The organism is Paenibacillus barcinonensis, from assembly GCF_003217495.1.
GTDB classification, from domain to species: domain Bacteria; phylum Bacillota; class Bacilli; order Paenibacillales; family Paenibacillaceae; genus Paenibacillus; species Paenibacillus barcinonensis.
The window spans coordinates 96,429-119,903 of sequence record NZ_QJSW01000004.1 but is presented as its reverse complement, the minus strand read 5'-3'; the positions used below and the strand labels follow the sequence as shown (position 1 = coordinate 119,903).

Below are 23,475 nucleotides of genomic sequence, written 5' to 3'. Positions count from 1 at the left end.
ATTAGGAGGTTTTTCGCTACACCTTCAAGTTATTTCGTGGGTTAAATCTCGATAGTACGTCCTTCTTCCGCTCCACCGAAACCTCTGTATAGATTTGTGTTGTACTCACATTCGTGTGTCCCAGAATCTCCTGCACCGATCGGAGGTCTGCACCGTTGTTCAACAGATGTGTCGCAAAGCTATGACGAAGATAATGGGGAGTTGAATTTTTACTTACTTTAGATATGTCTCTATATTTCGAAAAAATGTCTTCGATGGAATAAATGGAGAGTCTATGACCGTATTTATTCAGAAAAAGAGCGCTGCTCTGAGGCTGGAAATGCTCACGAGCTTCAAGCCAGCTCTTAATTTTTTGAATAACCTCTTCACTTGAAATATACAATAGTCTTTCTTTACGGCCTTTTCCAAAGATCAATACCGTCCTCTCTTCAAGATCGATATGTTCCAGATCAATATTGACCAACTCACCGATTCTGATTCCTATAACATATAACAGTTCAATGATCGCGCTGTTTCGCAGGTTTATTCTTTTTCGAAAAATAGTGCGTAATTGTTTCATATCCTCTTGCGGAGCATTTAATAATTTTTCAATTTCATTGACGGAAAGTGTCTTTGGAATACGCCTTGCCGTCTTGAACTTCTTTCCGTAACCATATATAGGCGACTCCACGAGATCTCCGTTCTGGACGAGATAATTGAAAAACGCTTTGAAACATATGTATTTCCTCTTAATCGTAGAGTCTTTCAGCGTCTGTTCACTCGTTAATTGTTCAAGGTACATGCGCAAATTTTCTCGGGTCACTTCGATTATATCGTTGGAATCCAGCCACTTTACTAGTATGCCGAGATCAGAGAAATAGGCTTTAATGGATTTATGGGATAGGTTGCGCTCCACGCTCAAATAGATCTCGTACTGCCTTAGATAACGGCTTAGATCGTTTGTACTGAGTTTCATGTGACCTCCTGATGTCATGTCATATGCTGCCAATAGTCCGACCTACATTATTACGCATTACATCTGATTTGTGAAGATGTCCACAGCCAGACTTCATTAAAAGTACACATCAAAAAAGCCGGATTTCTCCGGCTCGATACCTAACCTATCTTACATTTCAATTCACCCTCATAGCTTACGTATGCCTTGAGATCATATACAACATTGCTCAGCACATACTGCCCCTGATTCACAAAAATCTCAATCAAATTGGGCTCCACAAAAATATCAAGCTGCCACTCCCCATGCCATTCTGGTGTTTGAAAGTGGAGATTGTACTGCTCCAGACCCTGAAATACGTCCGTACGATCCGTATGCAGGCTGCCACCTTCCAGCCATATGCGATAACCGCCAATATCCAGAACATGATGCTCATGCAGCGTAGTTTGCAGATGAAACGGCTCAGCATAATCAAGCTGCTCCAATGATATATTATTTGTGAAATACTGCTGTACCTCAGGATGCACACGGAAGTAAATATGCTCCTGCTCTACCTCGATCACACGCGGTAATGCCATCATACCAATCCACGGCCTCTCTCCGGCTTTCTCCACAGGTTTCGGCATTCTCATCCAGGCTACCATGACTCGGCGTCCTGCCTCATCCAGATTCGTCTGCGGGGCATACAGGTCCTGACCGTAATCTACCAAGTGAAGCTTGTCGGGAATAACGATCTCACAGCTTTCCTCCTGAAAGGAAACCAGACTGCACATCGCATGACTAGGATATAACATCCCCGGTTGAATTCCTTCTGGAGACATCAGCAGCACATGCTCCTGCTCCCCACTTGTCCGATCCGTCAAGCTGAAAATATCCGGGCATTCCCACATGTGGCCCAACCCTGACTTGGTGTAGGTGTTAACGATCGACCAGTTTAACAGGTCCATACTATTGTAAAACAGCAATTTCCCCTGCTTATCCGCTGTCTTCGTGCCTATAATCATGTAATACTGATCCCGATAACTCCAGACTTTGGGGTCACGCGTATGTGTGCGATCCCCTAATGCAGCGTCCGTTATGGGCGGGATAATCTGCTGCTTTGAAGCAAGATTGTCAAACGTGTACCCGTCCTCCGAGATCATCAATGCCTGACTGGACTCGAACTGATCCTCCACAATCACATGAACGTTCTCTTCATTGATGACTTCATACCTGACAGCTGTATAAAATAAAACCAACTTCTCCTGCACCTCCAGCGCTGTGCCTGAGAAGCAGCCGTTCTGATCGTACGCTTTGCTTGGAAACAAAGCGACAGGATGGTGTGTCCATTTTACCAGATCTGTACTGGTCGCATGCCCCCAATGCATCGTGCCCCACTGCACACCATACGGAAAATATTGATAGAACAAGTGGTATTCGCCACGATAAAAAATAAAGCCGTTCGGATCATTCATCCAATTGCCTGGTGCTTTTACATGTAACATATCCTGCTTCATAACAGCCTCCATCACACAATGATTTCTCTTGAAACTCTATCATAATATGGAATGCTGTTCACGTTAACTTTTTTATCTTACGGTACTCACTTCGAGTGTAGCTATCGCAATACATCGCAGCAGCAGAGCAAAAAGAGCAAAAAAAGCCGCCAAGGTTGGCGGCTTCCATGACTGCACAATTCAAATAACATATTAACAGCAGGATCAGATTATTTTGCGGAACAGGTCCATAACTTCATCCTTGGATGGCTGATACGGATTGCCTGGTGCGCAAGCATCCTTCATCGCATTGCTCGCCAGCAACTCCACATCGGGGTTATATACGCCGAGTTCAGACAATTTTTCAGGAATACCTACTTCCCTCGCCAGCTCACGAATCGCTGTAATTACATAGTCGGCGCATTCCTCATCCGTACGTTCCTTCACATCCATACCAATCGCCTTGGCAATATGACGGAATTTGTCCGGCACATGCTTCGCGTTCAACTCTTCTACATAAGGCAGCAACATCGCATTGCATACACCATGTGGCAGATCGTATACACCGCCTAATTGATGCGCCATAGCATGAACGTAACCCAAGCCCGCATTGTTAAAAGCAATACCTCCAAGGAAACACGCATAGGTCATATACTCCCTGGCTTCCAGATCCGTACCATCCTTCACCGCGCGTGGCAAATATTCAAAGATTAACTTCACCGCCGCCGCAGCTGTTGCACTAGTAACCGTAAAACCACCAGGGGTTACCATCGCTTCTACCGCATGGGTTAACGCATCCATCCCGGTTGCTGCGGTCAGACTGGCAGGTTTATTCAGCATAAGCTCGGGATCATTTACCGACAGATCAACAAGGCAGTTCCTATCCACCATCACCATTTTCACTTTTCTCTCCTCATCTGTTATGACATAGTTCATCGTTACCTCGCTTGAGGTGCCTGCTGTTGTGTTCACAGCTACAAGCGGTACAGATTTATATTTCGATTGATGCAATCCTTCATATTCACGGATGTGCCCACCATTCGCAGCAACGATGCCTATCGCTTTAGCCGCATCCTGAGGTGAGCCCCCGCCTATGGATACAATGGCGTCACAGCCATGTTTCTGGAAAACTTGTAATCCTTCATGCACCTGATGACATGTTGGATTGGGCTGTACCTCATCATATACGACATAGTCTACCCCTGCCGTTCGCAACATAGACAATACACGCTCAGCAACACCTGATATGACCAATGTATGATCCGTAACAACCAGCGCCTTACGTATAACCATCTGTTCAATCAATGGAGCTGCATCCTGCAAACAGCCTATTCCCATTAAATTCACGGGTGGGACATAATATGCATGTGTTGCCATCTGAATCAGCCTCCTACAACCTGAGTTACTATTTTCATTGTAACTGAATCCGCTTGCAATAATAGTGAATTAAATCACAATCATTGGATAATTGTTACACATGTCCTTTCCTGATAGGAGGAAGCTTATGTTTTACTGGTTTGTTTTTTTATTTATTTTGCATACTGCTCCATTGTAAAATTACGTGATGAAGAAGACAATTTGTACACCCCAAGGTGCAGGTCGCCTTCTATGCTCCCATTCCAAAAAGAATCGCTACTAAGCTATATAGAGTGTTACTCGTTCTATGTAGTATTACTAAGCTGGGGTAAAGTTAGTGAACCTATGTAAAGTTACTGTCGAGAATAATGTGATCGCTGCGAATTACTTTTTTATAAGGCCTGCTCGCCCTGCCCTGCTATTTCTAACGAGCACCAGAAGCCTTAATCGCCCCCATTCGCGGATAAAAAAAATTCTAACGATCCCCAGCGACGCTATCTCGCTCCTTTTACTGAATCAAAGGCCGAAACGGGTTAGAACCCGCAAATAGCGTACCACAGATCGTTAGAATATAATTTCACGCCAAAATGGCTAAATAAGCGCTGTGGAGATCGTTAGCCCCCGCTCCTGTTAGGCTCCATGTGCATCCGAACACGTCACGACCTCCGACTCAGCTATATATTGGCTGCCTCTTACTTACAATGCCTTGTCGTTTACACCATCAAGCCATGCTTCAATGTCACCAATAACGGAGGAAACACAACCATCCTCAAATGGTGAGTTTAATCCAGCCAGCTCAACCAGTCCTGTGAAGGACAGACTACCGCCAGCCTTACACAGTGTCAGATAGTCCGCCCACGCCGATTTCATGTCCTCATTGTTGCGTTTCCAGAACTGGAATGCACAGATTTGCGCCAGCGTGTAATCAATGTAATAAAATGGCGACGAGAAGATGTGACCCTGCTTATGCCAGAATCCGCCCTGCTCCAGATACGTATTATCCTTGTAGTTGATATGTGGCAGATAAATTTTCTCGATATTGCGCCATGCCTGCTTACGCTCTGTTGGTGTAGCATTCGGGTTCGCATACACAAAGTGCTGGAATTCATCTACAGCTACTCCGTACGGAATGAACAGCAGAGCAGAGGAGAGATGATCAAACTTATACTTGTCTGTATCTTCCTTGAAGAACAGCTCCATCCAAGGCCATGTGAAAAATTCCATGCTCATTGAATGAATCTCTGCGGACTCAAACGTCGGCCAGTTATATTCCGGTACAGCAAAGTTGCGGCTTTCATACACTTGGAACGCATGGCCTGCTTCATGTGTCAGCACATCAATGTCACCCGACGTGCCGTTGAAGTTGGAGAAAATAAACGGAACTTTATAATCGTTCAGGAAGGTACAGTATCCTCCGCCCTGTTTGCCTTTTTTGCTCACCAGATCCATCAGTTCATTATCCGTCATCATCTGGAAGAAGACATCCGTTTCCGGGGAAAGCTCGGCGTACATCTTTTTGCCGTTCTCCACAATCCAGTCTGCATCTCCTTTCGGTGTAGGGTTGCCCGTCTTGAAGCTGAAGCCTTGATCGTAAAAATAGAGCGTGTCTACGTCGATCCGGCTGCGCTGACGCTCTCTGAGCTTGGTAGCCACGGGCACGATATAATCCCGAACCTGTGCACGGAAATTAGCCACCATCTCCGCATTATAATCCGTACGATTCATGCGATCGTAGCCCAGCTCCACATAGCTTGCATACCCGAGCTTCTTCGCAATCTGTGTGCGCACCTTCACCAGTTCATCATAAATACGATCGAATTCAGCTTCATGCTCCGCCATGAAAGCATATCGAGCGACGGAAGCACGTTCCCGCATCGAGCGATCTGTGGACAGCTCAAATGGATGCAGCTGTGGCAGTGTGCGCTCTTCGCCTTCAAACGGAATTTTGGCCGAGGCGATTAATTGGTTATATTCCGTAGAAAGTTTGTTCTCCTTCTGCAGCTCCTCAATCACTTCCGGACTGAACGTTTTCAGGGAAAGCTCTGCAAGCTGGAACAGCTGTGAGCCCCACTTTTCTTCCAGTGCCGCACGAAACTTGGAGTTCACAAGTGCACGGTAAAAATCAGTAATGTACTCCTGCACCACTGGCAGATTTTCATCCAGAAACTCATTCTCCGCTTTATAGAACTCATCGTTCGTATCAATGGAATGGCGGATGTAGACCAGTTGTGCCTGTGTTTCAAAATCACTGCGCATGGCATTGATCTTGTCCATGAATTCACTTTGCTCTTCCACCGTAGTCGCCGCTTCAAATCCCTTCAGCAGCTCAACGAAAGAGGTCTTGATATGTTCCAGATCGGGACGTGTATACGTGTATTCACTAAACTTCATTTATGTACACCCTTTCCTGTTTGGCAAATTTCGGGAGAAACCCGAGAAGCTTATCCCCTATTATACAAAAGAGAAGCCTAAAAATCCCAACTTTACGAAAAATATTTGTCCATCGGTCAAATGTTTTCAACTGAAATTCGATGCGCTTACATCATGACGTAAGGTATTTTTATCCTGAACTATTTTACCTAAATACAAATAAGCCCGCCTCGCATCAGCGAAGCCAGCTTATAGGCTTGTCTTTGTCTTTGTCATAATCTGCCGGAACACACAGCGCTGCCGAATTAGAACTAGTGCTGGTCCTTATCAACGATCTGATAGAACCATCCCATTCCAATCATGCCCACAACCATAACAGCTGCCAGAATAATAATATAAGTCATGAATGTAACCCCCTTGCCCGTATATTCATCTCTATACCAGTTTACACGCGGAACGGCTGTTTGAATTGACGGAACATTGACAAAAATACGAAATCTTTAATTTTAATCAACCTCATATGTCACTTTAAGGATATTCGCTCCGCAAAATCACAATTTCTTTTCTTTTTCTTAGCTTACCGACCAGATTTCTTAGGGTCATGTGGTATTCGCATCTGCAAACATTCCGTTGTATACTAGATTTCTAGATTGGATGGACGAATATGGACATTACGCAATAGCACTTACGCAGAAAGGCAGGAGCACATGTCAACTCGCAATACGATACGTCAATTATTATTAACTTGTATGCTACTCTTCATGCTTGTCTTGTTATCTGCCTGTGCGAATGGAGAAGCCCACGTTACCGTAAATACGGACGGATCAGCTGATCTGGCGCTGGACCTTAGTGTCTCAGACTCCGCTCTTGGCAAAATAGGACAGGACAATGTTATGCCTTTGCTGGCAGAAGCGCTGGAGCGAAACCATTTCAAGGCTGAAATCACCAAGCAGGGTGATCAGAACGTGCTGAAAGCAACCAACCACTATGAAAGAAGCAGCATGACTGCCTTTGATACCTCCAAGCTGCCAACTGGTATTCATATCGAACAATCCACGGTTCCAGGCTTTTTTTCGTCCAAAATGCATATTACTGCCGATGCCGACCTTATGGAATCCATGCCGGATGGGGATATTAAAGAACAGATCAACAAAGTTCCAGGCTTTCTCAAACGCCTGCTGTTGAAGGATATGAATTTTAATTTCAAGCTGTCCCTCCCCATCAAGGCAGATGCTTCCAATGCAGATGAGGTTCAGGATGGCGGTAAAACGCTGATCTGGAACATCTCACCCCTGCAGAAGAATACGCTGGATTTAACCGTACAAATTCCGAATATCCGAAATATTCTGCTGGTAGCCATTCCAGGTCTGGTGCTGATTCTGGCGCTGCTCATCGGGTTCTTCATTCGTCGTAAGCGGATGAGACGGCAATAACGTCGCCATGCATAGCACGCTAAGCCATCTAATTTGTAACTTGCCAAACCGTGTTATGGGTAGTAGAATACATCCGTACTGTGTGAACGGTTAATATTTGGAGATTTAAGCAAACGTTAAAGAGGTGAACAAGTTTCATGAATATCCGGGAATGCGCCCTGCCTGGTATCGGGGTGAAGTACCAGTTCCATACAAAAGGCGGCAATCAGCTTGTTATTATCAAGCATGAGGACGGACGCCGTGAATTATTTTCGGTGAATCCGCAGGATGACGAAGATCTTACCCTGATTGCAGAATTGGAAGATGATGAGTGTGTAACACTCTCCGGCTTAATTGGCGGATGGTCCTGATCACGTTGTATAACACGGGACGCCGGTCCGAAATGCTAATAATTTGAGCGACGCTGTAGCTCCCAACGACAAAACCTGTACCTCCACTGGAGATACAGGTTTTTTGGGCAGAATGCACATATCAGCTTGATATATGGAGCAGCATGACACGTTATATCGGTTTTATATGAGTCGTTTGGTCTGAATGTATGGCACCCACGTATGGAGTACACGAATGATCTCTGCAGAATGAAACGGCTTGCTAATAAAGTCCTGCATACCACATTGCAGACAGGCTTCCCGATCACGTTCTCCTGCAAAGGCCGTAATCGCAGCGATCACTGGGATTTCAGGATGTTTTTTTCTAATCTCGCAAGTGGCTTCGATTCCGTCCATCACCGGCATTTGAATATCCATAAAGATCAGATCATATGACCTTTTTGCGAGCAATTCCACAGCCTGTGCACCGTTTTCAACAATATCACACACACCGCCGAATTTACGAAGCATCTCCTCCAGCAGATGACTGTTCACGGCCTGATCCTCCGCTATCAATATGCGAATGTCTTGAGCGAGATGGCTGTGGTCCAGCACCGCACGGGTTGCTGCAATCTCCTCTTCCTCAGCTGTAACCCCTGCGCCTCTCCACTTCTCCAGCACAAGGGTAAACTGAAACGCTGCGCCTTTGCCAATCTCACTCTGAACACCAATAGCTCCGCCCATTAGCTCCACCAGCTTTTTGCTAATCGCCAGCCCAAGCCCTGTTCCACCAAACTTGCGATTGATAGATGGGTCCAGCTGCGAGAAGGATTGGAACAACTGGTGCTGCTTGTCCAGAGCAATGCCAATCCCCGTGTCCTTCACGTTAAACGACAGCATGAGATGATCAGGTCCATATTCTGACGAATCAACGGTCTCAACGCTAACGGTGATGCTTCCTTGCTCGGTAAATTTAACGGCATTACCAACCAGATTAATCAGAATCTGACGAATTCTCGTCTCATCTCCACAGACACATTTCGGAATCTCGCCAGCGACTTCACTGTAAAGCTCAATATTTTTCTCCGCTGCTTTGACCGAAAACAATTCAATTACACAGTTCAGCGTATCCCGAATATCCAGCGGCCCATAATCCAAATCCATTTTACCTGCTTCAATTTTGCTAAAGTCCAATATTTCATTTAATATGCATAGCAGCGACTCGCCGCTGGCAACCATGATCTCGGCAAACCCTCGCTGCTCCTCATCCAGCTCTGTATCCATCAACAAATGGGCCATACCCATGATGCCGTTTAACGGTGTACGCAGCTCGTGGCTCATCACAGCCAGAAATTCGGATTTCGCCCGGTCGGCATGCTCGGCAGCTTCCTTGGCTCTTATAATTTCTTTGACCGACGTCATATCACGGAATACGAGCACAGCTCCGCGTGTCTGGCCCTGATCCATGATAGGCTTTAATTGAAACTCCGCGAGAAAGCTGGACCCATCCTGACGCCAAAATACTGACTCTGTACGCGGTAGCGCTCTACCATCACGCACGGCTTGCAGCATTGGTGTACCCTTTCCTGGATAAGGTATACCTTCACTCTGCATTTGAATCATCATCTTCTCCAAAGATTGGCCGTTCATCTCGTTCGGACAGATGTTCATCATCTCCGCCGCTGCCGGATTGGCAAAATTCACGTTTCCATCCAAATCAAGCCCGATGACTCCTTCAGACATGCCGTTAAGAATAAGCGCCCGCTCATAACTTAAATTTTCGATCTCCTCCACATAACGCTTCGCTGCAGTTACATCACTTGTGATGCCGTACACCCCGACCACTTTGTCTTCCAGCAAAATCGGAACATTAATGACACTCGTTTCAATCCGCTGACCGTTTTTGTGAATCAAACCAATCTCGTAGCTCTGCGCGTTTCCCTTCACCGTTTCTTCAAAATGATAACGCGTCTTCTCCAGATCCACCGGATCAATGAGATGATCAAAGGGGCGGCTTAATAGCTCTTGTCGTGTATGCCCTGTCAATTGCTCCTGCCCGATCAAGGGATGCAACTCCAAGCGGATTGCAGTCAAATAACGATTTATACTCCTGTAGATTCAGCTGCTGCTGTTTGCTTTGTGTAATATCACGCGTAACCGCAACCATCTCCTGCACCGCACCAGCTTCATCATACACATAATGGGTCAGTGTGTCTGCCCATACGATCGAGCCGTCTTTGTGCTGCAGTCGATAACTGAACCGCTCCGGCGCCAGCCCCTTCATCTGTTCACGGATGTAAGCCCGTAAGGCCGGAGCATCATCAGGGTGTATACAGAAGATGCCGGACTGTCCCACCATTTCTTCCGGTTCGTAACCAAGCATGCTTCTGCTGGCATCCGATACATATTTAAACGTACGCTCGGCATCTGCTTGATGAATCGCAATCAGGTCCATGGAGGATTCAGCCAGAATACGCGAAATACGACTGCTCTCCTCCAGCTGTCTGCGTTGTTCAAGCAGGCTTTGCTCGGCTTCCTTCTGCTTGCTGATGTCCGCAGCCTGTACTAACAAATATAACGGCTCACCGCTTTCCTCGTCCCGAACGATGCAAGCTCTGATCGTGGTCCACAACAGTGTGCCGTCTTTTCGTTTCAGACGCACCTCCGTTTCATACATCGGCTGTCCGCCACTTGTCATGTTCCAGAAATTGTTGCGAAATTCCTCGTACCTGAAGTCTTCTTCATAAATCATATGTACGATTGAGGTATTCAGCAATTCCTCCTCCGTTGCTCCGATCATCCCGCAAAAAGCGGGATTTAACTGCACCCACAATCCATTAACGTGAGAAGCGACAGCAATGCCGATTGGCGCATGTGTATATAATTGTTCGAACAGAGAGCGACTCTGTGTGATGGCGTTCGACACTACGTATCCTCCTTTGATAAGAAGATGAAATGTTATTCGTATGAACAGATCATTCTGATCATAACTTTATCTATAGAGAGTAGTACCCCAAATACCACAATCCTTAAACGAAACCGATGTAAAAAATCTCTCGCATCAATCGACATGTTTAGATCTAACCTTACTCCTGCTATATCGCGAAAAGCAAGTTAAGAATGGAGGTTATTGCACCATGATTATTGTTGCTAATCAACCAGTTCAGCTATCACCCTCTGATTGGTCTACCTTTGAATGGTATTGGTTACAGCAGCTTCAGAACCGTACTGCACGATATGTTTATCAATCTATGGATCATCTGCACTTTGAATGGAATTTAAGAGAATCTCTCGTCCATGCAGCGGAAGAGCTGGATCGAAGCGGAGTCAGCTTTGCCTCCTTTGAGGATTCACGATGTAATCCTGTGTTCTGGAATCGAAATGCCGAGGGTGGCTTTGAGCTTCGACCCGATGTAACTCCTGCAAACGGGATTAGAGATATATGGAGAAACGGGCATTTATACGCATTTGAATGTGCGACTGCGGCCGTCATTGTGCTGTATGGAGGGGTGCTTGGTAGTATTCGCGAGGACGCCTTTAATTCTTTATTTCGTAACCTGCTGCTGTTTGACTGGCATTATGACAGTGATCTTCGTTTGATTGAAAAAAATGGAAAGGAAACGGCACTGCCTGGAGATGTGCTATATTTCAAAAATCCTGATGTATCTCCCGCAACACCTGAATGGCAGGGTGAAAACACAATTATGCTACGGGAGAATTGGTACTACGGGCACGGCATTGGCATTGCAAGCGGTGAACAGATTATTCAAACCTTGAATCAGTTTCGCTTTCCGGGCAGCAGGGTATCCGCTTATTTAATGGATATGGTTATTTATCCCGACTTTCTGTATTTATCCCGCTATGCCAAAAGCAGCACAGGTGACAATCCAGATGCTTTCTCACCTGTGCTACCTGGTCAATTATATGTGAGAGTAGGCGGCCGACGTTATTTGCGCATCCCGGGCTCGGAGCCTTTTACAAGTGTTTAAATGCACTACACACTTCAGCCTATCGGATCAAGCTGCACAACCACTTGCTTGCCGCTGACCTGGATACCTGTCGTTCTGCTTCCAACATCTTTCAGCGCTTTGCACAGCTCTTCGGCCCAGACCTTACCTGCTTCGCCCTCTTTGGCACCATGAACCTGAATAACAAACTTCACGGAGTCACCCTTTTTCAGAATACGCTCTGCCTGTGACTGCTTTACATCACGGTCATGGTCCTCCATCTGCAGTTGCAGCCGGATTTCCTTTACTTTGCGCTTGTCTGGAGACTTGCCTGCCTGTTTCTTCGCCTGCTGTGCCTCATCACGCGCCGCACCTGCTCCAATGAGCTTGCAGGGAGGCGGGCTGCTCATCAGGGACATGCATACGAGGTCTACTTTATACTGCTTGGCCAGTGCCAGTGCTTCCCGTGTGGACATGACTCCCAGATCTTCTCCATTCAAACCTGTAAGCTGTACCTCGGCTGCTTTGATTTTTTCATTTTTGATGATCTGCGCCATCCTTGCTTCCTCCTTGACATGAAAAGCCTGTCCTGATCCATGAAAGATCAGAGCAGGCTTCATTATTGTGCTGCTTGTTATCCGATTATATCGCTCTGCGTATTACAGCGTGTTGAACGCTTCCGTCAGCACAGGTACAATCTGCGATTTGCGGGATACGACACCTTTCAGCAATGCTTTGTTGTCTGCCAGTGTTACGTTGTATGCTTTCTCTACCGCTTGGGTTGATGCACCGTAAGCCAATGCAACAGAATCGTTGTTCAGAATGTCTGTGACAACAAACAAGAACAGATCGAGTCCCTTACTGGAGATGATCGCTTCAATGGCCGCTTGAAGCTCTGGCTGTTTGACTAGCACATCATTGACGTCAACCGCATTCACCTGCGCGATTTCAACCTTAGCTGTACCCATAGCGAATTCCTTCGCATCCAGAGAGATCAGCTCAGCAATTGTTTTCTGGCTCAGATCTGCTCCGGCTTTCAGCATGTCCAGACCGTAGCTGTCTGCATCTACACCAGCAATAGCTGCCAGCTCACGTGCCGCTGCAACGTCCTGCTCTGTGCATGTCGGGGATTTAAACAGCAGGGAATCGGAGATGATTGCCGACAGCATCAGACCCGCAATCGGTGCGCTGATTTCTACGCCGTTTTCTTTGTACATTTTATTCAGTATGGTTGCAGTACAACCTACAGGCTCTGCACGGAAGTACAAAGGCTGACTTGTCTCAAAATTCGCAATGCGGTGGTGATCAATAACCTCAACAACCGTTACATCTGCAATATCGCTTACGCTTTGCTGACGCTCGTTGTGGTCCACCAGAATGACTTTGTTCACTTCATTTGCAGCTGTTTTGATCAAACGTGGTGCAGCAACCTTGAACTGATCCAGTGCATATTGTGTTTCACCGTTCACTTCGCCCAGGCGCACCGCTTCAACATCCTGTCCCAATTTGCTTTTCAGGTCTGCATAAGCAATCGCTGAACAGATCGTGTCTGTATCCGGGTTTTTGTGGCCAAAAATTAATGCTTTTTCCATATTCATAGCCCTCCGTCAATTCGAATTCAAGTTCAATTCTAGTCTATTTTGAATCATACCTTACTGATTATAGCGCTTATACGTCTTAATTCCAATCCCTTTACAGCGAATTAATTTGAGATCATTCTGTGCACGTTAGAATAAGAAAAAAAAGAACGTGATGGGCTTTAATTGGCTGATGCCTTGACTACGTTAGCAATCAGATGTTTGTCCAGTTTATCGCCGTTGCACAGAGCCTGAACGAGTTCCCGGCCAGATTCCGGCGTCATTTTACCGTACCAATCGCCCTGCGGATACACAATCGTTACACAACCGTCGTCACAGCGGCCATTACATTTTGTGCGCGTTGTATGAATAAATCCACCCGCCTGCTGCTTCGCGATTTCATCCCGCACCGCCTGAGTGACCTCTTCCCCCTCATTACGCATGCATGTTCCGCCGTTACAAAGCAAAATATGGTGTTGCAGTTGATCCAAATTGTAGATAGCCAAGCTCGCTTCATTCCTCTCACATCAATTTAGTATGTATCTGATAGATTACACAAGCCACATGTACAACACTCTAAATTAGCACATGAATCCAGGTTCATGCAACGATATTTAGCGTTATTTTTCAGGCTTTGAAGCCTGCTGCCCTTTTTGCACATAAAACGTCTCTATCCTGCCCGCTTCGTCAATCTGTAGCAGATTTAACTGTGCGCCATAGGCACAACCGCCGTCGATCCCTATTTTGTCTCCTCGCGGGTCCATCCAGATCCCAGGCTTATCATGCAGGTTCATGACAGGTGTATGTCCAAAGATAACTACTTCCTGAAGCTTGGTCGGTCTGGTGTAAAAGGCTTCCCGAATCCAGATAAAATCACGTTCCGACTGGCTTCTCCAATCAGCTTCATCCGGGTTAATCCCGGCATGTACAAAAATGTAACCCGGAATCTCATGCGACAGCGGCAGCTCGTCCAGGAAATGCAGATGCTCACTATAATGTGAACGCATCCATTGTTTATCCTGAGCATAAGCCTGCCAATCCATCGTTTCTTGATCATAGGACACGTTCCGATAACTGGCCAGCGTCTGCAGGCCCCCATTACGAATCCAGTGAAGATCATACTCCTGCACATCATGCTTCAGAGCCTTAACCATCATGGCATCATGATTGCCTTTGAGTACAACGACCCCATGCTCCTGCCTTAGCTGCATAATCTGCTCAATAACCTGCTTGCTCTTTGGACCACGATCCACATAGTCACCCAGTAAAATCAACTCATCCTGCGAAGCATTATAATGAACCTGCTCCAGCAGTGCATTGAATTCATCATAACAGCCGTGAATGTCACTTATGACACATCTGCGCAAGGTAATCTCCTCTCTCTCTGATGCCGCCCAAAAAGTAATAACTGGAACGCTGCTGACCTGCACCAGGACAAGGCAAGCAGTATTCCAGTCTATCCTTATATATCATTCCCGCTTTGAACCGGTTACTCCTGCTGGAGCCCAAATGCTTCTGCAATCAGACTGAACGAGCGTAGTCGCGCTTCAAACGAATGAATGGCAGATGCAATAATGACCTCATCGGCTTCATGGCGTTCAGCCATAGCGATAATTTGGTCCTTCACCTGATCCGGCGTGCCAATGATCGAAAAAGAACGGCGCTGCCGAATCTGCTCCAGCTCCATCGCGGTGTACGGATAATTTTTCACCGTCTCCAGCGAAGGGAAGGAGCGCTGTTCCAATCCCCGCCCAAGGCGCAAGAAAAACAGCTCATTGCTGCGGGCCAGCTCGGCAGCCTCTTCTTCGGTCTCTGCACAGAAGGCCGATACTGCAATCATGCTGTGCGGCTTGTCGTTCAGAATCGAAGGTTTGAAGTGACGGCGATAATGCTTCATCGCCTCCTCTCCACCCGGCGTTCCAAAGAATTGAGCAAAAGCATACGCTGTACCTTGTGCCGCAGCAATTCTTGCACCTTCCGAGCTGGACCCGAGCAGCCATACCTCAGGGACTGTAGTAACAGAAGGCCCGGCTACAAGCGAAGCAAACCGGTGGTCCTCAGGCAACTGCTCATGAAAATAACCGCCAAGGTCCGCAATCTGCTGCGGGAAAAACTGTACATTCGAGGATTTGCCCTCATTTAACGCTCTGCTGGCGATTGGCATGCCTCCCGGGGCACGTCCGATACCCAGATCAATCCGCCCCGGATGCAGGGCTTCCAGCAGACGGAAATTCTCGGCTACCTTATACGCACTGTAATGCGGCAGCATCACGCCTCCCGAGCCGACCCGAATACGTTCCGTATGAGCAGCCACATGTGCGATCATAACCTCCGGGCTGGAGAAGGACAAGGCTCCACCGCCGTGATGCTCTGACATCCAGAATCGGGAATATCCCAGCTGCTCGGCATGACGAGCCAAGGTAACTGCCTCCTGTAGAGCATCCTGTACCTGACGCCCCTCGCTGATGTGTCCATGCTCCAATACGCTCAGTTTCATATATATTCATTCCTCTCGTTGATGAAATATGTCGTCTTTATCTTTCTTACTTGTCCATTGTAACATTAAAAATTACAGTTTCAAACGTTATGTCTCTGGATGAAGTCTAGCCAAAACATGCACACGCCCACTCTGAAGAGAGCACACCTGCATTCCTTCGTGCTGAAAACATAAAAAATGCTGCCAGCATTCCTTCTGGCAGCATTCGTGGTGATCCTGTTCCCATTGCTGGTGATGATCCCGTTCACGCGTGTGTTGTAGTTGATTCTGATTGCATCATTGAATCGCATACCGTTTGTTCACTTATGGTGTTCGTTTCGGCAGCAGCTTCACGTACTCATCAGAAAGCTTCATCAGATTGAGCACATGCTCATAGTCGGCGCGGTATGGTTCCAAATCCGTCACCTGCTCATACGTTTTAAGCGAATACGCTGTTCCATCATCAAAACCTGCACCAGGAATAAACATGATGTCATTGTTGACAAATGATCCTGTGGGCAAGTAATAACGAATCCCGAATGCGTTATGATCCATATTCAGCAGATCATGCCCAAATGCGGTGAAGTTTTCCTGCTTCAGCGACACTCCCATCAGATTCATGACGGTTGGCAAAATATCAAGCTGTCCTCCCGGCTGCTCTATCACTTGCCCTTTCGTTTGCTTAGGGGTATGAATCATCAGCGGAATGTTGAAGCGGCTTACTTTGCCGTCATATGGAATGCCAAGGTTTTCCTGAATCTGCTGTGTGATCTCCTGCTCCTCAGGTAATCCAAAGTGATCTCCGTAGAGGACAAGGGTGGTGTTATCCCATAAACCATTTGCCTTCAGCTCCTGAATGAGTTGGCCTACCGCATAATCGGTATAATTGATCGCCTGCAAATAGTCATGCAGCAGTTTGTTGGTAATCGTCTCGGGGATTTCAATCCGTGCGCGGTCTGCCGGCACCGTAAACGGCGAATGGCTTGAGGCCGTAATAAACTGAGCATAGAACGGCTGTCTGGCAGCCTGATGCGCAGTCATTTTCTCCACACCAACCCGATATAACTCTTCATCCGATGGACCAAAATCGTTAAATTTGTCATTCGTGAAGCTTGGTTTGTCAAAGTAACGTGTAAAACCAAGGGCAGGATACATTTTGTTGCGGTTCCAGAAGGTCACGTCGTTCACGTGGTACGTTTCCGACTCATACCCTTCCTTGGCAAGCAGCTTGGGCAGGCTCGGAAGATCACGGTCACTGTAGCCCGCTGACATCGGCACAACCCCCGTAGGATAGATGGATGTATTCGACATAAACTCCGCGTCCGACGTATTGCCTTGCCCGATCTGTTGGAAGAAATGATTGAAATAATAGCTTTCTTTCGCAAGATTATTCAAGACCGGCGTTAATTCCTGACCATTCAGCGAAGCATGAATCGGAAAGTTTTGAAAGGATTCCAGTTGAAGCACAATCAGATTGCTGCCTTTGGCCTGACCGAAATATCTCGCTTTTACGGCAGCACCGTTCTTTGCTTTGTCCTGATAAGGATACTTGCTGACCAGAGCGTTAATTTTGGCAATCGTTTCGTTAATGTTACCGTTAGCGATAGCTTCATTTTCCTTGCTCGTCAGAATAGCCGAAGATACCTGGTAGTTCAGAAAACCGAGATTTTCGGCCCGTACCAGCTCGTTGTCAATCGTTTCACCTTTGACGATAAAGCTGCCTGAACATACGATACAGAAGGCCGCAGTAAGTGCAACACCTAGCTTGCTCCAATAGCTGCTGCGTCTTCTGCCAAATGTCAGATGGCTGTCGCCATAACTGCTGCGATACGCACTTCGGCTTCTGTTGCGTCGGCGTCTGATCCACCAGACAGGCACTGCAAGAATGATATCTGCAAAAAATAAAAAGTGCGTTGGCCGAACCAGCGGCCCTATGCTTCCTCTGACCTGTGCAACCTGACCCAGCTCACTAAGCGCGGTGTAGGTAGGAACCGAACTGAAATGTGCATTATACAGTGTGGCTGCAAACAGGATTAGTGAAAAGAGTACATTAAATATCGCATACACTGTGCGTTTCCAGCTAAGCGGCACAATCAGATCAAGCACACACACGATGGTGAGCGCAGCAAGTGCATCCATTAGCAGCCCTACGCCCGACAGTCCGTTGAAAAAGAAATACCGCAGAAGCGATAACTTCAGCAGCATTAAAATAAACAAGACGGCAAATAAGGTCCGTGATGACGTCTGCCCGCTTTTTTTAGTCGATGTAAACATGGTCGTTTTCAACCCTTATCTGAAATATTTTACGTTCATTTTACAAAACGCATATTTCAGTATAACAGTTTTCGGGTCACTGTTCCATCAAGGTCGTGCTACACTGTTCCATCAAGATCGTGCTCTATGGTTAATTTGAATCATTTACACTTGCACTCCGATGACGGCATTACCTTCTATTCGCTGTTATGAAGATTTAGGCGATGGTCGATATATCCTCATCTTCGGAATTTAATTTGTCCCTCGACGTTCGAATGACCGCCTGTGCTGCTGCAACCCGGGCCCATGGAATGTGGTCTGGTCTGACACATACTGCGTCAAGTCCGATGTGCTGAATAAATGTCATGGACTCCAGTATTCCGTTATGGTCACCTGACAGGAGCGTTTTCAGATGAGGCTTGCGCAATCGGCTCTGGGCCACTGCATTTTCAACCCAAGGACCAACGCCTTCAATATCAGGTTTATGAACAGCACTCGGCTCTGTCTGCCCGTTAATCGCGTCCCTCTGCTCTCGATCCTCTGCTTCCTCACGCTTGTAGCTCTGAGTTGAATCACTCAACTCATCTCCAGCAAACAAAATCAAGTCCGCATATCTTGCAATCTGTGAAGCTGACAACGCTGCTTTTGATGAGGCCATCACAGCTCCTACCTTATATATGCAGTGCCTTCTTTCTTCACCAAGCACCTGTCCAGCCACATGATCAGCAAGCTCTCTTATGTCCTGCATCTCTTGTGTGTGCTCCACGTGCGGTATGAGAATTTCGGGACGCACCCATAGCCCTGCACGAATACTTCGAAGTGCGGCCCGGAAAATAGCTTCAAGCTGCATTTCATACAACTCAGCCATAGGAGCGTGAAATCTCTCGCCACGCTGATCTCGCCTATCTTGACCCGAAAACAGCTCATACAGTGAAATATCAAACAATTGAATCGCTACCGTACGACCGTTCATTGCTTCAAAAAGAACTTCCAGATCAGACTGCTGCATCGGCAGCAATCGTTCCAGACCACGCCTGCGTTCTTCTTCCGTATTTGCCATCATCATCTTCTGTACAAAAGGTTTTCTGTGCTGTGACATGAACATCGCTTCTGTTACACACAGGCCAATTCCGTCGGCCCCCCAGGCCTCTGCTTGCCAGGCATCTGCGGTTTGTTCTACTTTGGCCAGAATTGAGATTTCTTTTATTCCATTGGCCCATTCCAGCAGCCGTTTCATTTCGGGTAACGCCTGTTTCCTGCCCTCCGCCAAGTCCTCTGGTCTCATGCGCAGAATGGCATGCTCAGGTTGTATCACTCCCTCCAGCACAAGGTCTACCGCGCTCTTGATCGCGGCTGCCGGACTTAACATCACGGGCCGAATATACTCTAAACCAATGCAGGCCGAGTCTATCGTGTAGGCGATCTCCAGCACCGCCCCTATTCGTTGCTCCATTTCCATACAGATCGTCTCAAGCTCTGCATATCGTGCTGAATTATTTCGTTTTAAATACGAGAGCGCATGCAGCATGCCAGACTGGCTTTCAGCCGGCAAGTAGTCTCCCATCATGCCTTTTTCTCCTGTGACCGGGTTACGTGTATATAAGCTGCCTTTACCTTTAAAATCGTTATATTGGCCTTGTCTGGCTGCAAGGATAAGCACAGGCCATGCTCCAGACTCCTGCTGTGGTGCCGAAGCGTCTCCGAGAATTCCCCTCTCATTGTAAACGGATAACCCTTGTTGCGATGTGAGAAAAGAAACCCCTTGTATCGCGCCTTGAAGCTGAAGCCTCACATCCTGTGGAAACGGATGACCACTCTTCTCCTCAATCCGTTGCTTCCACTTGGCGATGCACCATTCAAGCTCAGCTTCTCCAGAAGAACGCCGATGGTCAATGGGCTGCACTGTCACTGGATAAGCAATACCATGAGCGATAAGCCCATAGTGCTGTATTTGAGACAGGTAACATTGAAGCGCATACACTCGATTGCCTGTCTGACGGGCGAAGCCTTCCACGGTATCATCATTCAAACCGATATAGGGTATGGCACATGCTTCAGCCGTAACAGGTGAAACCACCTGATCTGACTGTACATGGAGCAACAATGGATCATCCGTCTGACCAAAAGCCTTGCCCGTTAGCTGCTCCAGGTGCCAGATGGCATTGTGCAGTTCCTCGTTCATCTCATCCGAAAGATACCCGGAACGGGCGCAGCATGCGCGGCAGCCATCCGTCGTGACGACCATTCCCGCTGGAACAGACCATCCTGCATGCATTAGCTCTGCAAGAGCAGCTCCGATGCTGGGATTCATTCCTTTCATCTCCGCCGTACCGTCCTCTAACAGCATTACCCGTTTTATCATTGCAGCTCTCCCGTCTGCCGTCCGTGGCTGTGATTGATTGGCAGTCTCGCTTATGCATATCTGCCTTCTCTCTAATGTTATGTTGCACTACCAGCGTCAAGGACTATCGGTTCAGGTTTTTATCTGCGTAATTTCATTTATTTGTAAAATAACGGCTCTTATTGAAAAGAACAAGCAAAAGGCTCTCTCAGCCGATGCTGAGAGAGCCTGGATGACAGCCTGGATTCCTTAGCCCATGAATCGCAGCATATCGTCGATTTTCTTGCCATGGGAGATGACACCGTAATTCATCCATGGCATAAAATCCACCTCATAAACGTTGCCGCGCCTCACGGCAGGAAGCTGCTTCCATTCCTGCCTGTCCAGCAGGCGGCGTTCCTCTCCATCAACAGAATCCAACGCATCAAAGGTAATCAGAAGGTGATCTGCTTGAAGTTGACATAACTGCTCAAGCTCAATTCGAACTCTGCGCTGGCGATGAGTCCATTTTTTCACACAAATATGTGGCGTAAGGCCAAGATCCTGATACAGAATTGGCCCCACGTAACCGAAATGCTCCCCATAAAGTGTAATTTCTGATGCTGAAATGCGCAGGAATGCAAACGTTTCGCCCCGGGTATAGCGTTGCAGGCGACCTCTGGCTTCTGCTGCCTTGTCTTCGTAGCTGGCAATAACCTCTTGCGCACGGTTGGTTTTACCAAGCAGGTCTGCCGTAACCTTTAAAATTTCACGCCATTGCTCTCCCTCCTGATGGATATAATAGACAGGAGCAAGCTGCTCGAACCGCTCCAGGTTCCATTTCTGGTATCCACGATCCAGCATAATAAATTCTGGCATGTATTCTTCATGCAGAAGGCTATGCTGCTGACTTATATCAAAGTCAGGCACATCATCAACTTCCAGATAATGCTGTTTGCCCCATGCTCGGTGATACCCAAGCAACACAGGCTTAACTTCCAAGGCCAACAGATAGTCCTCCAAAAAGGGCGCAAATACCTTTATATCCTTCCGATGATGCCGACGATACACACCTGGGGAGATACCCGCATATTGCTTGAATTTCCGACTGAAGTAGTATTCATTGCTAAACCCTACCTGGTGGGCGATATCGTGCAAGCGATCATCTGTCATTTGCAGCAGCTTTTTAGAGTGATCCAGACGAATGCCATTGATATAATCAAGTGGAAGCTTGCCCGTAAGTCGCTTGAATTGGCGAGTATAGCTGCCTCTCGAAAGCCCGATTCTGGAAGCAAGCTCATCCACAGTGAACATCTTATGATAATGAGTTTCAATATAACGGATCGAGCTATGGATGCGCTTGCGTTCATCTACTAACTGGAGATGGGGATCATTTTGGCGAATCAGGCTTCGAAACCATTCCTGAAATCGAGCCTGGATCTCCCACTGCTCATGCAGACTATCCGCATACTGATAGCGTAATAACTGTTTCATATGATCAAGGCAAACACCCCAAGGGATATATGAAAACTCCATAACCGGAAGTGGCGCTTCATATGACTCGATGTCTAGAACTCGATCAGGCTCAGCTTTGTTTTCTTCATGCCTCTGATCCGGCATCTGGCCACATGGAATGGGACCTGCATCTACACGCACTTTGTAAAACTGCAACGTCTCCTCATGATCAGCTGATGCAGTTATGGAAAAAGAAACGCCTGCCTGTACAAATTGGATGTCCCCTTGAGCGAGTCGGGTTCTTCGATTACACCACGCCAGCTCACCCTTACCTTGTATGACAACGATGAACATATGACTTGTACTGTGCTCGAATGGATCTACTGCAAAGGTTTTACAAGATTCGACCTGGATATGATCAATACCCTGCAGGGAGCATAACCAAGGCTTGATCAGAAAAGGATGCACGGTCGCAAACATGAATTAGCCCCCTTGGTAAATGAGAAATGTTATCATTGAACAAAAGTGTACTTAAAAAAAGAAAGTTCTTCAAGTAGCATGAAGAGCTTTCTTTCTGCCGTCCCCTGTTATGGAGTCATCTGTTTTAATAGATCATCCATTTTCATTGAATTTGCAATTACTGCACCAGATTGCCAGTGGGATCGCTCCATCCGGTATACATGATTATTTTTGATCGCTGGAAGGGACTGCCACAGCTTTCCGTCCAACAGACGAATTGCCTCCTGATTTTCTTGGGATTCCCATGTTCCATTAGAAGGAAATACAATGATGTGATCAGCGTCCAGACTCGGAATGGCCTCTTCGGACAAGATCTGTTGAGGATTCTCCATATCACGAGCCATAGGGTGAGGGGTCAGACCAAGTTCAGAGTAGATGAATCCCGTGTACGCATTATTTACTCCGAACAAGGCCAATCCTTTTTCCTCAACATTCAACCTGACTACTGCTACGGTCTCATCGCCAACTGCTTTTTGCAATTCAGCTTTGGCATGCGCAATGTTCTTCTCGTAAGTGCTTAGATACGCAGCCCCTTTCTCCGGCTGGCCTACAATGTCAGCAATGGTTGTCAACATCTGCTTGGAATCGTTCAGAGCCTGTTCAGGCATACGATATGTGGGAGCCACTTTGGAATAAACCTCGTATTTCGCTGCATCCACCCCGCCATCCACAATGATAAGATCAGGATTATATTGCATCAAAGCCTCGACGCTACCTGTAAAATCAAATTTGGGCACATCCAGATTCAAATAATCCTGTACTCCCCAAGCTGGATGATACCATTGTGCAACAGGAGTAATATCCAGTGCCTTGAGGTAATCTTCTACATAGATTCCTACAATGCGCTGGGGATGAACAGGGATAGTCACCTTTCCAAACTCATCCTGCACCACTCGCGTTTCCACATCCGATGTTCCAGTCTCAGCACTGCTGTTCTCCTTCAGAGTGGCGCTTTCTTCTGTTGCTTTTGAGGATTGATCTGTACAGCCGGATATCAATACACTAACCATCAGCACCAGAAACATCCATGATTTCATAAATCCACCTTGCCT

18 protein-coding genes are annotated in these 23,475 nt (G+C 47.0%); 3 read left to right on the top strand and 15 right to left on the bottom strand.

All coding sequences use genetic code 11. The features are described 5' to 3' along the window. Positions 1 to 16: 16 nt before the first annotated feature. The 4 genes from DFQ00_RS08220 to DFQ00_RS08205 form a co-directional block, all read right to left on the bottom strand. Entirely contained in the window at positions 17 to 955 is a 939-nt protein-coding gene (locus tag DFQ00_RS08220; protein WP_110896006.1) for a tyrosine-type recombinase/integrase, read from the bottom strand. Between the two features lie 140 nt (positions 956 to 1,095). Next, positions 1,096 to 2,430 (bottom strand): glycoside hydrolase family 32 protein, encoded by a 1,335-nt coding sequence (locus tag DFQ00_RS08215; RefSeq protein WP_110896005.1) that lies wholly within the window; start codon positions 2,428 to 2,430, stop codon positions 1,096 to 1,098. Positions 2,431 to 2,634: 204 nt separating this feature from the next. Continuing rightward, positions 2,635 to 3,786, bottom strand: coding sequence for an iron-containing alcohol dehydrogenase (locus DFQ00_RS08210; protein ID WP_110896004.1), 1,152 nt, complete (start codon positions 3,784 to 3,786; stop codon positions 2,635 to 2,637). Positions 3,787 to 4,461: 675 nt separating this feature from the next. Further along, positions 4,462 to 6,156, bottom strand: coding sequence for a M3 family oligoendopeptidase (locus DFQ00_RS08205; protein ID WP_110896003.1), 1,695 nt, complete (start codon positions 6,154 to 6,156; stop codon positions 4,462 to 4,464). Between the two features lie 686 nt (positions 6,157 to 6,842). On the opposite strand from DFQ00_RS08205, the gene DFQ00_RS08200 reads away from it, so the two are divergent. Next, the gene (locus tag DFQ00_RS08200; RefSeq protein ID WP_110896002.1) at positions 6,843 to 7,568 is read left to right on the top strand and encodes a DUF3153 domain-containing protein; all 726 of its coding nucleotides are present in this window, start codon (positions 6,843 to 6,845) and stop codon (positions 7,566 to 7,568) included. Positions 7,569 to 7,705: 137 nt separating this feature from the next. After that, positions 7,706 to 7,918 carry a cation:proton antiporter regulatory subunit gene (locus DFQ00_RS08195; protein WP_110896001.1) on the top strand — a complete coding sequence of 71 codons (213 nt, stop codon included), beginning with the start codon at positions 7,706 to 7,708 and terminating at the stop codon, positions 7,916 to 7,918. 162 nt (positions 7,919 to 8,080) lie between these two features. Here DFQ00_RS08195 and DFQ00_RS08190 read toward each other — a convergent pair whose 3' ends face one another. Further along, positions 8,081 to 9,970 (bottom strand): PAS domain-containing hybrid sensor histidine kinase/response regulator, encoded by a 1,890-nt coding sequence (locus DFQ00_RS08190; RefSeq protein WP_110896000.1) that lies wholly within the window; start codon positions 9,968 to 9,970, stop codon positions 8,081 to 8,083. Then, positions 9,879 to 10,802 (bottom strand): PAS domain-containing protein, encoded by a 924-nt coding sequence (locus DFQ00_RS08185; protein WP_110895999.1) that lies wholly within the window; start codon positions 10,800 to 10,802, stop codon positions 9,879 to 9,881. The genes DFQ00_RS08190 and DFQ00_RS08185 overlap by 92 nt, the downstream gene beginning before the upstream one ends. A 211-nt stretch (positions 10,803 to 11,013) precedes the next feature. Here DFQ00_RS08185 and DFQ00_RS08180 point away from each other — a divergent pair, with 211 nt between their 5' ends. Then, on the top strand, positions 11,014 to 11,865 hold the full coding sequence (locus tag DFQ00_RS08180) for a protein-glutamine gamma-glutamyltransferase (RefSeq protein ID WP_110895998.1): 852 nt from the start codon (positions 11,014 to 11,016) through the stop codon (positions 11,863 to 11,865). Positions 11,866 to 11,879: 14 nt separating this feature from the next. Here the strand turns inward: DFQ00_RS08180 and infC are convergent, their stop codons facing one another. The 9 genes from infC to DFQ00_RS08130 all read right to left on the bottom strand — a co-directional run bounded on the left by infC (position 11,880) and on the right by DFQ00_RS08130 (position 23,460). After that, positions 11,880 to 12,371 (bottom strand): translation initiation factor IF-3, encoded by a 492-nt coding sequence (gene infC / locus DFQ00_RS08175; RefSeq protein ID WP_110896207.1) that lies wholly within the window; start codon positions 12,369 to 12,371, stop codon positions 11,880 to 11,882. A gap of 111 nt (positions 12,372 to 12,482) precedes the next feature. Next, positions 12,483 to 13,415, bottom strand: a complete 933-nt coding sequence (locus DFQ00_RS08170; protein WP_110895997.1) for a manganese-dependent inorganic pyrophosphatase — start codon at positions 13,413 to 13,415, stop codon at positions 12,483 to 12,485. A gap of 167 nt (positions 13,416 to 13,582) precedes the next feature. Beyond that, positions 13,583 to 13,906, bottom strand: coding sequence for a (2Fe-2S) ferredoxin domain-containing protein (locus tag DFQ00_RS08165; RefSeq protein ID WP_110895996.1), 324 nt, complete (start codon positions 13,904 to 13,906; stop codon positions 13,583 to 13,585). A gap of 114 nt (positions 13,907 to 14,020) precedes the next feature. Then, positions 14,021 to 14,767 carry a metallophosphoesterase family protein gene (locus tag DFQ00_RS08160; RefSeq protein ID WP_110895995.1) on the bottom strand — a complete coding sequence of 249 codons (747 nt, stop codon included), beginning with the start codon at positions 14,765 to 14,767 and terminating at the stop codon, positions 14,021 to 14,023. 122 nt (positions 14,768 to 14,889) lie between these two features. Beyond that, a complete protein-coding gene (locus DFQ00_RS08155) occupies positions 14,890 to 15,897 on the bottom strand; it encodes an LLM class flavin-dependent oxidoreductase (RefSeq protein WP_110895994.1) in 1,008 nt (335 codons plus the stop codon). Between the two features lie 303 nt (positions 15,898 to 16,200). After that, entirely contained in the window at positions 16,201 to 18,150 is a 1,950-nt protein-coding gene (locus DFQ00_RS08150) for an LTA synthase family protein (protein WP_110895993.1), read from the bottom strand. 196 nt (positions 18,151 to 18,346) lie between these two features. Then, positions 18,347 to 20,491: a putative PEP-binding protein gene (locus tag DFQ00_RS08145; protein ID WP_110895992.1), complete on the bottom strand. Its 2,145-nt coding sequence runs from the start codon at positions 20,489 to 20,491 to the stop codon at positions 18,347 to 18,349. Between the two features lie 228 nt (positions 20,492 to 20,719). Further along, positions 20,720 to 22,384 carry an AraC family transcriptional regulator gene (locus DFQ00_RS08135; RefSeq protein WP_110895990.1) on the bottom strand — a complete coding sequence of 555 codons (1,665 nt, stop codon included), beginning with the start codon at positions 22,382 to 22,384 and terminating at the stop codon, positions 20,720 to 20,722. A gap of 107 nt (positions 22,385 to 22,491) precedes the next feature. Continuing rightward, a complete protein-coding gene (locus DFQ00_RS08130; protein WP_110896206.1) occupies positions 22,492 to 23,460 on the bottom strand; it encodes an ABC transporter substrate-binding protein in 969 nt (322 codons plus the stop codon). Between the last annotated feature and the right edge of the window lie 15 nt (positions 23,461 to 23,475).

Bases quoted from the DNA above. Each gene is read 5' to 3' on its own strand.
- DFQ00_RS08155 (WP_110895994.1), bottom strand. From the start codon at position 15,897: ATGAAACTGAGCGTATTGGAGCATGGACACATCAGCGAGGGGCGTCAG.
- DFQ00_RS08205 (WP_110896003.1), bottom strand. From the start codon at position 6,156: ATGAAGTTTAGTGAATACACGTATACACGTCCCGATCTGGAACATATC.
- DFQ00_RS08150 (WP_110895993.1), bottom strand. From the start codon at position 18,150: ATGTTTACATCGACTAAAAAAAGCGGGCAGACGTCATCACGGACCTTA.
- DFQ00_RS08135 (WP_110895990.1), bottom strand. From the start codon at position 22,384: ATGTTTGCGACCGTGCATCCTTTTCTGATCAAGCCTTGGTTATGCTCC.
- DFQ00_RS08200 (WP_110896002.1), top strand. From the start codon at position 6,843: ATGTCAACTCGCAATACGATACGTCAATTATTATTAACTTGTATGCTA.
- DFQ00_RS08215 (WP_110896005.1), bottom strand. From the start codon at position 2,430: ATGAAGCAGGATATGTTACATGTAAAAGCACCAGGCAATTGGATGAAT.
- DFQ00_RS08130 (WP_110896206.1), bottom strand. From the start codon at position 23,460: ATGAAATCATGGATGTTTCTGGTGCTGATGGTTAGTGTATTGATATCC.
- DFQ00_RS08195 (WP_110896001.1), top strand. From the start codon at position 7,706: ATGAATATCCGGGAATGCGCCCTGCCTGGTATCGGGGTGAAGTACCAG.
- DFQ00_RS08170 (WP_110895997.1), bottom strand. From the start codon at position 13,415: ATGGAAAAAGCATTAATTTTTGGCCACAAAAACCCGGATACAGACACG.
- DFQ00_RS08210 (WP_110896004.1), bottom strand. From the start codon at position 3,786: ATGGCAACACATGCATATTATGTCCCACCCGTGAATTTAATGGGAATA.
- DFQ00_RS08220 (WP_110896006.1), bottom strand. From the start codon at position 955: ATGAAACTCAGTACAAACGATCTAAGCCGTTATCTAAGGCAGTACGAG.
- DFQ00_RS08145 (WP_110895992.1), bottom strand. From the start codon at position 20,491: ATGATAAAACGGGTAATGCTGTTAGAGGACGGTACGGCGGAGATGAAA.
- DFQ00_RS08180 (WP_110895998.1), top strand. From the start codon at position 11,014: ATGATTATTGTTGCTAATCAACCAGTTCAGCTATCACCCTCTGATTGG.